The organism is Blautia sp. OF03-13 (assembly GCF_003460685.1).
Taxonomy (GTDB): Bacteria; Bacillota; Clostridia; order Lachnospirales; family Lachnospiraceae; genus Fusicatenibacter; species Fusicatenibacter saccharivorans.
In genome coordinates this window covers 14,974-26,455 of record NZ_QTVR01000010.1, presented here as the reverse complement: position 1 = coordinate 26,455, position 11,482 = coordinate 14,974, and the positions used below count along the sequence as shown (strand labels likewise).

Genomic DNA, 11,482 nt, shown 5'->3' with positions numbered 1-11,482 from the left:
TTCGGTTCTGTAACCTTACTAATTTTACCAGTTTTTTCTTTAAAAAGCAATTTTTTCAGAAAAATTATTGACAAAAAGAGAAGACGGTACACTTTTTTTCCGTGCACCGTCTCTCTTTTCGCAAGACTCATATATGACGCAAAGCATGATTCCGGGGAAACAGCTTTCGTACCATTGTTATACTGTTGTCAGATCCCACGGTTCATAAATCTTTGGAACATCGCTGATCAGACGTTTGGTATACGCTGCTGTCGGGTGAAGAATTACTTCTTCTGCCGGACCGGACTCTACAAATTTTCCATGCTCCATAATATAAACATTATCGGATACATAGTAAGCAAGACCAATATCGTGGGTGATGAAGATAATCGTCATATTAATCTCATCACGCAACTTCAGCAGCATATCCAGGATCGTTGCACGTGAGCAGGCATCAATCATAGACGTCGGCTCATCGGCAAGCAGAATCTTTGGTTTCAGAAGGAAAATACGTGCAATCATCAGTCGCTGCATCTGGCCTCCTGACAGCTCAAATGGATATTTGTTTGTCAGTTCTGCGTATTTTAAGTTTACAAAGCTGCAGGCCTCTGTCATCAGACGTTCTTTTTCTTCTTTCGGCAGATTCTTGTCACCGCGCATATTAATGCAATCCAGCAGAACAGAATCTACACGTTTAAACATATTGTAGGAAGCAAACGGATCCTGGAAAATCGCCTGAATTCCCTTCCAGTACTCTTTTTTCTTCTTTCCGTTCGAGATGTCTCTTGGTTTACCCTGGAAATCAATTTCACCTTCCGTTACGCTGATCAGCCCGAGCAACATCTTCGAAAGGGTTGTTTTTCCGGATCCGGATTCTCCTACGATAGAAACAAATTCACCTTCATGAAAATCGAAATCAACATGGTCTACAGCGACCGTTTTTGCATCGCCAAAGCCAAACACTTTCGTTACGCCTCTTCCGGAGAGGCATGGTTTTAATTCTTTACCATCACGCATTTGCATACACCTCCCGAACCTTTCTCTCAGACATCAGGCAGCGGTACTCTCTTCCGTTCGGCAGTTCGATGACCTCTGGTTTCATACCGCGGCAGGTTGGCTGTGCATAAGGACAGCGGTCTGCGAAACGGCAGCCCTCCGGCGGATGCTTCAGGTTTGGCGGAGTTCCCGGAATTGCAGTCAGCTTCTGTTCTCTTACACCTTCCTCCGGAACGATGATCGATCCCATCAGACCTTTGGAATATGGATGCAACGGATCGAATACCATTTCTTTTGCGGTACCTTTTTCTACAATCTGTCCAGCATACATAACCATAATATCATCGGTTACGTTGTAAAGAAGCGGCAGCTCGTGTGTGATGAAGATCATGGATTTGATAAATCCTTTTTCCATCAGATCACGCATCATTTTAATAACCATTTTCTGGGAAGTTACATCCAGCGCGGACGATGGCTCATCGGCGATCAGTACCTTCGGAGAAAGAATGGTCGAAATTGCGATAACGGTTCTCTGTTTCATACCTCCGGAAAGCTCAACCGCATGCTTCTGCAGTACCTCCTCCGGCAGGCCTAAGATCTGAAAACGTTCTTTTGCCAGATCATAAATATCCTTTCTCGGCATTTTCGGATCATGCGCATGAATAACGTCTTCTACAAATCGGATGATTTTCTGTGTCGGGTTCAGAGCATTCATTGCTGCCTGCGGAATGTAGGCGATCTCATTGCCCAGAATATTTTTCCGGACATCGTCTGGTTTCATTCCGGAAATTTTTCTTCCATCTACGATAATATCGCCGCTGATGTAGTGAAGCGGTGCGAAATAATAGCCCATCAGGGACAGTGCCAGCGTCGATTTACCACAGCCGGACTCACCTGCTACACCGAGGGATTTTCCCTCCTCAATCTTCAGGGAGACTCCGTCTACGGCGTATACATCTTCATGAAAACGAGTTACATATTTCGTTTTCAGATTGTTTACTTCCAGCATTACTTTTCCCATAGCTGCCTCCTTAGTCTCTTAACTGCGGGTTGAATACCTGGTCAAGACCGGTGTTCATCAGGTTAAGAGAGAATGAAATAAGTGCGATTACAAGAATGACCGGGAAATATGCCCACCATGCACGTTTAAGTGTGCATTGTACTGGGTTGCCCATTGCATCATAAGACCAAGTGTTGCAGTCTTTGTGGTTGCCGGTCCAAGTCCGATCATAGAAAGCTGTGCCTCTGCCAGAATTCCGGAGGAAATCTGGAGAATGAAGGCCATAACAACGTAGGATGCAACGTACGGAAGGATGTCGGTAAGGACAATCCGCAGCATGCTGTGGCCGGACAGTTTGGAAAGGTTTACATGGTCACGGTTTCGAAGAGAAATAACCTGGGAACGTACGGAACGTGTTGTCCACGGCCATGCGGTAATTCCGATCAGGAGTGCCACCATCATGATTCCCCTCTGAGACTCACCTACGCTGTAGGAGATGAGGATCAAGAGAACGAAGGATGGGATAACAGTGAACAAGTTGGTAAAGAACAGAATCAGGTTGTCCACAAAACCTCCAAGGTAACCTGCAAGAAGTCCGAGGAACAGTCCGATCACGGTTGCAATGATTCCCGCAACCAGACCAATTTTCAGGGATGAACCTGTTGCAGAGATCAGCTCAGTCAAAACATCACGACCAAAGTTATCTGTACCAAGAACAAAGTTCTGACGGTTAATGACATCTTTTTCATTGATGTACTGCTTGCTGTCGATGCTCTGAACCTCTTCCAGCTCACCGGTCTCTTCATTTTTCTCGGCAATAATAGTTGGAACATCTTCTAAAATACCATCGATCTCTTTGTCAAGACGCTGATATTTTTTCTTTTTTGCTGCGATAAGGCCTTTCTGTTCTGCATTTGGGTCATATTTTTCCTCCCAGAGAGCAATCAGACCTTCTGCATCGGTAACATCGATTTCACTGGCATCTACACCGCCGTATTTTTCCAGCCATTCTGCCATCATAGAACGGTTGTCCATTGTCAGTTTGCTTTCAACGATGGATGCGGTTGCATCAACATTCATCTTATACGTTTTGCCGGAATTTACGGTGTCCTGAATCGAAAGATAGGTACCCGGTTTGAAAAAGTTTCCGTTTCCGATCATTGCCAGCGGATCTTTTGCCACAACAAGCGGATAGATGATAATAGTCAGGAGAATTGCCAAGAAGATTACAAATCCTGTCACGAATTTTCCTGAATGAAAAATCTGTTTGATTGTATTTTTCATAGCGTATTCTCCTTTCTAATCCTGCTGGGATGCTTTGACACGTGGGTCAATGACTGCATACAGAAGTTCAACAAGCAGGTTGGCCAGCAGAACCATGATAGTAATGATTAACGTACAGGCAGAAAGCAGCGGATAATCCTGGCCGGTAACTGCTGAGAGCATCGTTGTTCCAAGTCCCGGATAACTGAATACCATCTCAGCTACCAGGTTACCGCCTATCATGGTACCAAGGGACATTGCAAGACCGGTGATCTGCGGAAGCATTGCGTTACGGAACACATATTTCACAATCGTATGATCCTTGATTCCAAGGAAACGACTGTATTTTACATAGTCGGCATTCAATTCATAAATTGACATTGAACGCATACCAATAGCCTGGCCGCCGATCGTGATGATTACGATAGACCAGAACGGCAACTGGTAATGTGAAAGCACAGATTTCATAAAAGCAAGGCTCATATGCGGAATCATACTGCTCGCATAGCCGCCTGCTGCAGGTGCAATATGTAATTTCAGTGAGAAAACAAATAAAAGTACGGTTGCCATACCAAAGGCAGGTACGTTACTGATAAACAGGAATGCCGGAAGGATTGCCTTGTCGAAAACACCTTTCATGTAAGCTGCAATTGCACCAAGCAGGTTACCAAGAATCCATCCAACAATAATGGCCGGAAGCTGTAAACATATGGTCCACAGAACCGAACTGGAAATAATATCGGATACGGTACGCGGATACTGGCTGAAAGAAATGCCGAAATCACCGCGAAGTGCATTTTTTACCCAGGTAAAAAACTGGACATACATTGGTTTGTTAATACCAAATTTCGCTGCATAGTCTTCATATACTTTCTGAATTGCAGTCGCATCGGTCATACCTTCTACCGATTTGGACGCAATAGTTGAAACCGGATCGCCCGGCATCAGACGCGGAAGAATGAAGTTCAGCAGCACTGCAAAGACTAACGTCAAAAGATACCACATGATCTTCTGCGTATAATACTTTTTCATTCCTTTCATAGAGGAACCCTCCTTCTGATTTTGTAAAAGCGGCCGGAGCACCCCGGCTCCGGCCGCCTCTGTTACAATTCAGTGTGTGCTTTCTTTCTGTTTGGCAAATCAGCCGTCAATCAGTTCCAGATTGTACAGTGCTGCTACGCCATAACCATCGGTGCAGTCCATCGGAGGAACATTGGTTCCATCGTCTTTCTGCGGATAGTTGGTCCATACGGACTCGTTTACTTCGTGGAATACCTGCGGTCTGTACATCAGCGGTACACACGGGCAATCTTCCAGCATAATCTTGGAAAGTTCTGTATAGTAATCTTTCAGTTTTGCATCATCGGTCTCATGAGGAATTGCTGCAAGGATTTCATCTACACGGTCGTTCTGATAATGACCGAAGTTACCACTGAAGTTAACCTCAAGATCGTTGTAATCAGAGCTCATGAAGAAACGGCATCTCATGTACGGGTTGGCAACCGATGTACCAGGGCCGGACTGCATGGTGATTTCGAAGTTTCCGGTACTGTAATCCGTGCTGTAGTTTGCTGCTTCCGGGAAGTAGGTCTCAATGTTGATACCAATATTCTTTCCTGCTGCTGCTACGATTTCAAGGGTTGCATTCCAGTCAGACCATCCTGTCGGGCACTCAGCCTTATAGGAAAGGTTCTTTCCGTTGTACTCACGGATTCCGTCTCCGTCGGTGTCTACGATTCCGGCATCGTCCAGAAGCTTCTTAGCACCTTCTACATCGGCATTGGACCACTGATACTCTTTTAAGGCATCCTGATCCACCATAGCCTGCTCACTATCGGTCGGGTTCATGACAGAACGCGGAACATCTGCGAAGGTAGGAGACTGTCCGGACATTGCTGAAGAAATAACCTGATCGTAGTCAACTGCCATAGCGATTGCCTTACGAACAGCTACCTGATCCAGTCCTTCTACTTCTGTATTAAAGAACAGGGTAGGCATTGTCATACACAGCTGATACGGTGCTTCATCAACATAGGTAGAAATCGGAAGATCCTGCTCTAACCACAATTTCTGAAGGTCTGTGATGAATATCTGTGCCACATCAATATCACCATTCTGGAATGCGGTGGTAGCTGCTGCGTTATCTTTAAAGATCGGGTGAGAAATATATTTCGGAACTGGAAGCTTACCCCACATGGAATCTGCCTGTCCCCAATAATTATCATCGCGGATCAGAACTACGTTCTGGTCATTGTCAAAGTATTTTTTGTACGGTCCGGAAGTTACCAGATCGTCCATCTTATCCATTTTAATTGCTTCAGCATCGTTGTTGTTTCTGTCAGCTACGGTCTTTAAATAATTTTCCTGCATGATGTAGAGCATCGGCAGATATCTTTCCGCAAGAACCGGGTTAACTGCTTCGCCGGAGTCATCGGTTGTCAGTTTGAAGACTACGGTACTGTCATCCTGTGCAACAACATCTGCAATGTAGCTCTTCATTTCAGCGCCGGTAGAAGAATTGTAATCTACATGTGCATGATAGGTAGCTGCTACATCTTTTGCAGTAACCGGTGTGCCGTCATTCCATTTTGCGTCAGCTTTGATCTTAACGGTAATTTCGGTACGGGCATCGTTCCAAACCGGATCTCCATCTGCAAGCAACGGATACATTTTTGCATCCAGCGGATTCCACATATAAAGAGTTTCATAAACAAGTACACGTGAAGCATCGCCCTGTGCTATAACCATTGCATTGTTTGAGTTTGCGGACATTGGGTTGTAATCGTTGACGGTACCCCACTGCTGTCCTGCGAAGTAAAGAGTTTCATTTCTTGGAGCTCTCCTACCACATCATCTGAACCTGTGGTATCTTCGCTGGAAGCATCTGCTGTGCTGGAAGATGCTGCTGTGGCATCGCTTGATGCATCTGCTGTTCCGCTGGAGGATGCTGTTGTTCCTCCGGATGAACCGGTGCTTGTACTTCCGCTGTCTCCACATCCAGCAAGCATCGTTCCTGCCATTGTCACTGTCATTAACAGTGCAAGGACTTTCATGTTACGCTTTTTCATACTTTTTACCTCCTTAAGGTTTTCGTTCTTGCTTGATGAGTTCATTATACACAAAGGCTGTTAGAAAAACAGTGTCTATTTTTTGTTTTTGGTGTTCTTTTTTTGTTTTGCGTTGGTTGAGTTGCTTATTTTTTCCTTTATAATTTTCTTTGTTCTGATCACTTTTCACATATTCATTTTCGCAACATCTGCACTATTTCGTCATTATGATTATTTGTACCATTTTTCCGTCTTTTCCGACATTTTTCCGTTCGCTTTTTCCATCTGTTTGTGCTATGATGAATATCGTATCAATTTCAGGAGGTTTTTTCTATTATGAATACTGTTTCTCATAAGTACCGACAGTCAGCGCTTCTGCTTCTGACCGCTGTGATCTGGGGTTCTGCCTTTGTCGCACAGCAGACCGGTATGGATTATGTCGGACCTTTTACGTTCAACGCGGCACGAAACCTGCTCGGCGGACTTACGCTTCTTCCGCTGATTGTCTTTTTCGCCTCGCGTAAAAAGCGAACCCTACCGCCAGATGCTTCGTCAGAAAATGGCACACAGCCAAAAACGCTCTGGGCGGGCGGTATTCTCTGCGGCGTCGCACTGTTTGCCGCCTCAACCCTGCAGCAGATCGGCATCCAGTACACAACCGTCGGAAAGGCCGGTTTTATCACCGCACTTTACATCGTCCTTGTTCCGGTCTGCGGCCTGTTCCTCCGAAAACGAGTACAACCGAAGGTCTGGCTCGCAGTTCTCATTGCCGTTGTCGGTCTCTATCTGCTCTGCATGACAGACGGATCCTTCTCTTTGCAGAAGGGCGATCTTCTTGTGCTTGCCTGTGCGCTCGGATTTACCATACATATTCTGGTTATTGATCATTTTTCTCCGCTTGTCGACGGCATCAAAATGTCCTGCATTCAGTTTTTTACCTGTTCGATCCTGTCAGCTGTCTGTATGGCCCTCTTTGAAACCGTAAACGTTTCCAACCTTCTGCACGCCTGGATACCGATTCTCTATGCCGGAATTCTCTCTTCTGGTGTCGGCTATACCCTGCAGATTATCGGGCAGAAAGGATTAAATCCCACCATGGCTTCTCTGCTGATGAGCCTGGAATCCGTTTTTTCTGTTCTTGCCGGTTGGATTCTCCTGCATCAGGCTCTCTCCGGTCGCGAGCTCTCCGGCTGTATTCTGATGTTTGCAGCGATCGTGCTGGTACAGCTTCCGGGATTTTCCAAAACCAACGCTGTTTCCTGATGCCATTCCTGTTTCAGTGTAAGAAAGATTCCTGTTTTGCGAGCTTCTTTCTTACGACAGCTTGCTTTGATGACATAATTTCCCTCCGCCGCAGTGTGATCCTGCCCGGAGGGCTTTTTTATGCCTTCCGAAAATTTAACCGAATCTAGTAAGTCCCCTGCTTCCATTTCGAATATCCACTTGCCCAATATTTTCATAGCATAAAAATACAAAATCCTGCATATTGATTGCAGGATTTTTTAATTCGTGCTACACTGTTTTTATTGTACCAATAAGCACTTATTTTATTAGGAGGTTCTGTCATGCCCGTTTTTGATTTCAGCAATTCCCCGGAAAAAGCAAAAGTTTCCGAATGTACGTATACTGTTTTCCGCACAAACGCACCGTTTACTTCTCCGGATCAGCCGATCCTAATTCTGGATACAAAAGAGAAGGCTTTCCCGCATCATCCCTGTGGTATTTTCACAAACCCATCCAAACGGACCTCGTTTGAATTTAAAAATGAAGAAGAAACCTTCATCGCCGATATTCTCCAGATTGATGCCCGTTTTGTCAGCCTTTTAAAATGGCTCGGTGAAAACCATATCAACGTCCGCCTTTCCGGCACACAAACATCCGACGGTTATGCAGTTTACAAAATCCGCGAGATCGCTTTCGGTGGCGGCGCAAAGCTTTCGGCTGAGGATGGATTTTTACAGTTTATGATTGAGCGTCTCCTCGCCAGCAATGCACCGGAAGAAGAAGTTGAGGATGAGGATCAGGAGGAAACCGGTGACAGCATGAAACTCACCAGCATCCAATCCATCACTGATTTTATGAACTGTGCCGGAAGAACGCTGCCGGACAATATCCGCCTTTGGGCTCGTCGAAACCTCGCTGTTGCCCGTTCCCACGAAGTCTCTCCCGAAGAACGTCGTCACGCACAGCGCGCCCTCTCCATGATGATGAATATTCAATGGAAAAGCAACTATTTTGAAGCCATTGATCCAGTGGAAGCACGCCGGATCCTCGATGAAGAACTGTATGGCATGGAACGCGTGAAGCAGAGAATTATCGAAACCATCATTCAGATTAACCGGACTCATACGCTGCCGGCCTATGGTCTGTTACTGATCGGTCCTGCCGGAACCGGAAAATCGCAGATTGCTTATGCCGTTGCGCGTATCTTAAAACTACCGTGGACAACACTCGATATGAGTTCGATTAATGACCCGGAACAGCTGACTGGAAGTTCCCGAATCTATGCAAACGCAAAACCGGGAATCATCATGGATGCTTTTTCCATGGCTGGTGAATCCAATCTCGTCTTTATCATCAATGAGCTCGACAAGGCTGCCTCCGGCAAAGGAAACGGAAACCCGGCAGATGTTCTGCTGACCCTTCTTGATAATCTTGGTTTTACCGATAACTATATCGAATGTATGATCCCGACCGTCGGTGTATACCCGATTGCAACCGCAAACGACAAGGACCAGATCAGTGCTCCGCTGATGTCCCGCTTCGCTGTGATTGAAATTCCGGATTACACACCGGAAGAAAAGAAAATCATTTTCTCCCGCTATGCACTTCCAAAGGTGTTAAAACGTATCGGTATGAAAGAAAAAGAATGCATTCTGACGCCGGAAGGACTCGATGCCGTAATCTCCTGCCACGAAAACACAAGCGGTATTCGTGATCTTGAGCAGGCTGCTGAGCATATCGCAGCAAATGCGTTATATCAGATAGAAGTCAACCATGTTTCCTCTGTTACCTTTGATGCAGAAATGGTACGTGAACTGCTCTTGTCCTGCTGATCTGCCTTATTTTCTATTTTGAAGGCGTATCAGGGTACGGCGAAAACCAGTGACGCAACAATTCACGCTCTGTGGTGCTGAAATTTTTTGCATTATTTTAGAGTGTGCTGTAAAATAGTTTCCTGTCCCATCAGTCTGTACTTTCGGGCAGGAAACTATTTTATTTCTCCAGATATTTTCATAAAAGAAAGCCCCTGACACTTTCATGTCAGGGGCTTCCTTTCGGTCAATTCAGAAAATTTATTTCTGCGGACCAGCGGAAACAAGTGCTTTACCAGCAGCGTTTCCTTCATATTTTGCAAAGTTCTTGATGAATCTTTCAGCCAGATCCAGTGCTTTGGTCTCCCACTCGGAAGCATCAGCATAGGTATCGCGAGGATCCAGGATAGCCGGATCAACGCCCGGAAGTTCAGTCGGAACTTCGAAGTTGAAGTACGGAATAGTCTTCGTCGGAGCTTCGTTGATAGCACCGCTTAAGATTGCATCGATGATTCCACGGGTATCACGGATGGAGATACGTTTTCCGGTTCCGTTCCAGCCTGTGTTAACCAGGTATGCTTTTGCTCCGCTCTTCTCCATTTTCTTAACAAGCTCTTCTGCATATTTGGTTGGGTGCAGCTCCAGGAATGCCTGGCCGAAGCATGCAGAGAAGGTAGGAGTCGGCTCGGTAATTCCGCGCTCGGTTCCTGCAAGTTTTGCAGTAAATCCGGACAGGAAATAGTACTGAGTCTGCTCTGGTGTCAGAATAGATACTGGCGGAAGTACGCCGAATGCGTCTGCGGACAGGAAGATAACATTCTTAGCTGCCGGTGCAGAAGAAATCGGGCGAACGATGTTCTCAATGTGGTTGATCGGATAAGATACACGAGTATTCTCGGTTACGCTCTTATCATTGAAGTCAATTTTGCCTTCTGCATCAACAGTAACGTTCTCAAGCAGAGCGTCACGTCTGATCGCATTGTAGATATCCGGCTCAGACTCTTTGTCCAGGTTGATAACTTTTGCATAGCAGCCGCCCTCGAAGTTGAATACTCCGTTGTCGTCCCAGCCGTGCTCGTCATCACCGATCAGAAGACGTTTCGGGTCTGTGGAAAGTGTTGTTTTTCCTGTTCCGGAAAGTCCAAAGAAGATTGCAGTGTTCTCACCGTTCAGGTCTGTGTTTGCAGAGCAGTGCATGGAAGCGATGCCTTTCAGCGGCAGATAGTAGTTCATCATGGAGAACATACCTTTCTTCATCTCTCCGCCGTACCATGTGTTGATGATAACCTGCTCACGGCTTGTGATGTTGAATACTACTGCTGTCTCAGAGTTCAGACCCAGCTCTTTGTAATTCTCAACTTTTGCTTTGGATGCGTTGTATACAACGAAATCCGGCTCGAAGTTCTCAAGCTCTTCTGCTGTAGGTTTGATGAACATGTTAGTTACGAAATGTGCCTGCCAAGCTACCTCAACGATGAAGCGGATAGCCATACGGGTATCTTTATTTGCACCGCAGAATGCATCTACAACGAACAGTCTTTTGTTGGAGAGCTCTTTTTTTGCGATCTCTTTTACTGCTGCCCATGCTTCCTGGGTTGCCGGATGGTTATCGTTTTTGTACTCATCGGAAGTCCACCATACAGTATCTTTCGAATTCTCGTCCACAACGATGTATTTGTCTTTCGGTGAACGGCCTGTATAGATACCGGTCATAACGTTAACTGCACCAAGCTCTGTCTCCCGGCCTTTTTCATAGCCTTCCAGCTCTGGTTTTGTCTCTTCCTCAAATAACTGCTCATAAGAAGGGTTGTACACAATTTCTGTGGTACCGGTGATGCCATACTTTGTTAAATCGATCTGTGCCATCTTGTAATTAACCTCTTTCCTTTGATAGTAATACTGCTTCATTCTGCAAAATGCAGAAATTTGAAGGTATCCTTTTTAAGAAACCGGACCAGCCGGCCTCTTCTACTCTAATTATACATAAAAGGCCAAAAAAATCAACTGAAAATCTTCCGTTTTTTTACAGAACGTGTCCCAAAATCTGTAAAAATTTTATAAACTTCGATTTTTCGAAATTTTCTGACAATTGCACTTTTGTACACTTCATCCTGCAAATTGACATTTTTTGATTTTTTATGTTATAATATTAACAATTATGT

Annotated in this window: 11 protein-coding genes; 2 read left to right on the top strand and 9 right to left on the bottom strand. The window is 45.3% G+C overall.

All coding sequences use genetic code 11. The features are described 5' to 3' along the window. Positions 1–177 precede the first annotated feature (177 nt). From DXA55_RS09240 to DXA55_RS17075, 7 genes are all read right to left on the bottom strand, one after another. Positions 178–996, bottom strand: a complete 819-nt coding sequence (locus DXA55_RS09240; RefSeq protein ID WP_022462701.1) for an ABC transporter ATP-binding protein — start codon at positions 994–996, stop codon at positions 178–180. Then, on the bottom strand, positions 989–1,996 hold the full coding sequence (locus tag DXA55_RS09235) for an ABC transporter ATP-binding protein (RefSeq protein ID WP_022462700.1): 1,008 nt from the start codon (positions 1,994–1,996) through the stop codon (positions 989–991). The genes DXA55_RS09240 and DXA55_RS09235 overlap by 8 nt, the downstream gene beginning before the upstream one ends. A gap of 87 nt (positions 1,997–2,083) precedes the next feature. Next, complete coding sequence (locus DXA55_RS09230; RefSeq protein ID WP_199605771.1) at positions 2,084–3,259, bottom strand: ABC transporter permease; 1,176 nt, start codon at positions 3,257–3,259, stop codon at positions 2,084–2,086. 15 nt (positions 3,260–3,274) lie between these two features. After that, on the bottom strand, positions 3,275–4,279 hold the full coding sequence (locus DXA55_RS09225) for an ABC transporter permease (RefSeq protein WP_022462698.1): 1,005 nt from the start codon (positions 4,277–4,279) through the stop codon (positions 3,275–3,277). A gap of 99 nt (positions 4,280–4,378) precedes the next feature. After that, on the bottom strand, positions 4,379–5,932 hold the full coding sequence (locus DXA55_RS09220; RefSeq protein WP_158565066.1) for an ABC transporter substrate-binding protein: 1,554 nt from the start codon (positions 5,930–5,932) through the stop codon (positions 4,379–4,381). Between the two features lie 44 nt (positions 5,933–5,976). After that, positions 5,977–6,306 carry a hypothetical protein gene (locus tag DXA55_RS09215; protein WP_117813865.1) on the bottom strand — a complete coding sequence of 110 codons (330 nt, stop codon included), beginning with the start codon at positions 6,304–6,306 and terminating at the stop codon, positions 5,977–5,979. A 13-nt stretch (positions 6,307–6,319) separates the two neighbouring features. Continuing rightward, complete coding sequence (locus tag DXA55_RS17075) at positions 6,320–6,475, bottom strand: hypothetical protein (RefSeq protein WP_158565065.1); 156 nt, start codon at positions 6,473–6,475, stop codon at positions 6,320–6,322. Positions 6,476–6,621: 146 nt separating this feature from the next. On the opposite strand from DXA55_RS17075, the gene DXA55_RS09210 reads away from it, so the two are divergent. Next, a complete protein-coding gene (locus DXA55_RS09210; protein WP_117813863.1) occupies positions 6,622–7,548 on the top strand; it encodes a DMT family transporter in 927 nt (308 codons plus the stop codon). 302 nt (positions 7,549–7,850) lie between these two features. Beyond that, positions 7,851–9,341: an AAA family ATPase gene (locus DXA55_RS09205; protein WP_055228411.1), complete on the top strand. Its 1,491-nt coding sequence runs from the start codon at positions 7,851–7,853 to the stop codon at positions 9,339–9,341. Between the two features lie 6 nt (positions 9,342–9,347). Here DXA55_RS09205 and DXA55_RS16965 read toward each other — a convergent pair whose 3' ends face one another. Together DXA55_RS16965 and pckA are read right to left on the bottom strand one after the other, a co-directional pair. After that, positions 9,348–9,548: a hypothetical protein gene (locus DXA55_RS16965; RefSeq protein ID WP_118601346.1), complete on the bottom strand. Its 201-nt coding sequence runs from the start codon at positions 9,546–9,548 to the stop codon at positions 9,348–9,350. 33 nt (positions 9,549–9,581) lie between these two features. Then, positions 9,582–11,186, bottom strand: a complete 1,605-nt coding sequence (pckA, locus tag DXA55_RS09200; protein WP_022461055.1) for a phosphoenolpyruvate carboxykinase (ATP) — start codon at positions 11,184–11,186, stop codon at positions 9,582–9,584. Between the last annotated feature and the right edge of the window lie 296 nt (positions 11,187–11,482).

Coding starts and splice junctions, on each gene's coding strand:
- DXA55_RS09240 (WP_022462701.1), bottom strand. CDS start 996: ATGCGTGATGGTAAAGAATTAAAACCATGCCTCTCCGGAAGAGGCGTA.
- DXA55_RS09235 (WP_022462700.1), bottom strand. CDS start 1,996: ATGGGAAAAGTAATGCTGGAAGTAAACAATCTGAAAACGAAATATGTA.
- DXA55_RS09230 (WP_199605771.1), bottom strand. CDS start 3,259: ATGAAAAATACAATCAAACAGATTTTTCATTCAGGAAAATTCGTGACA.
- DXA55_RS09225 (WP_022462698.1), bottom strand. CDS start 4,279: ATGAAAGGAATGAAAAAGTATTATACGCAGAAGATCATGTGGTATCTT.
- DXA55_RS09220 (WP_158565066.1), bottom strand. CDS start 5,932: ATGTGGAATCCGCTGGATGCAAAAATGTATCCGTTGCTTGCAGATGGA.
- DXA55_RS09215 (WP_117813865.1), bottom strand. CDS start 6,306: ATGAAAAAGCGTAACATGAAAGTCCTTGCACTGTTAATGACAGTGACA.
- DXA55_RS09210 (WP_117813863.1), top strand. CDS start 6,622: ATGAATACTGTTTCTCATAAGTACCGACAGTCAGCGCTTCTGCTTCTG.
- DXA55_RS09205 (WP_055228411.1), top strand. CDS start 7,851: ATGCCCGTTTTTGATTTCAGCAATTCCCCGGAAAAAGCAAAAGTTTCC.
- DXA55_RS16965 (WP_118601346.1), bottom strand. CDS start 9,548: ATGAAAGTGTCAGGGGCTTTCTTTTATGAAAATATCTGGAGAAATAAA.
- pckA (WP_022461055.1), bottom strand. CDS start 11,186: ATGGCACAGATCGATTTAACAAAGTATGGCATCACCGGTACCACAGAA.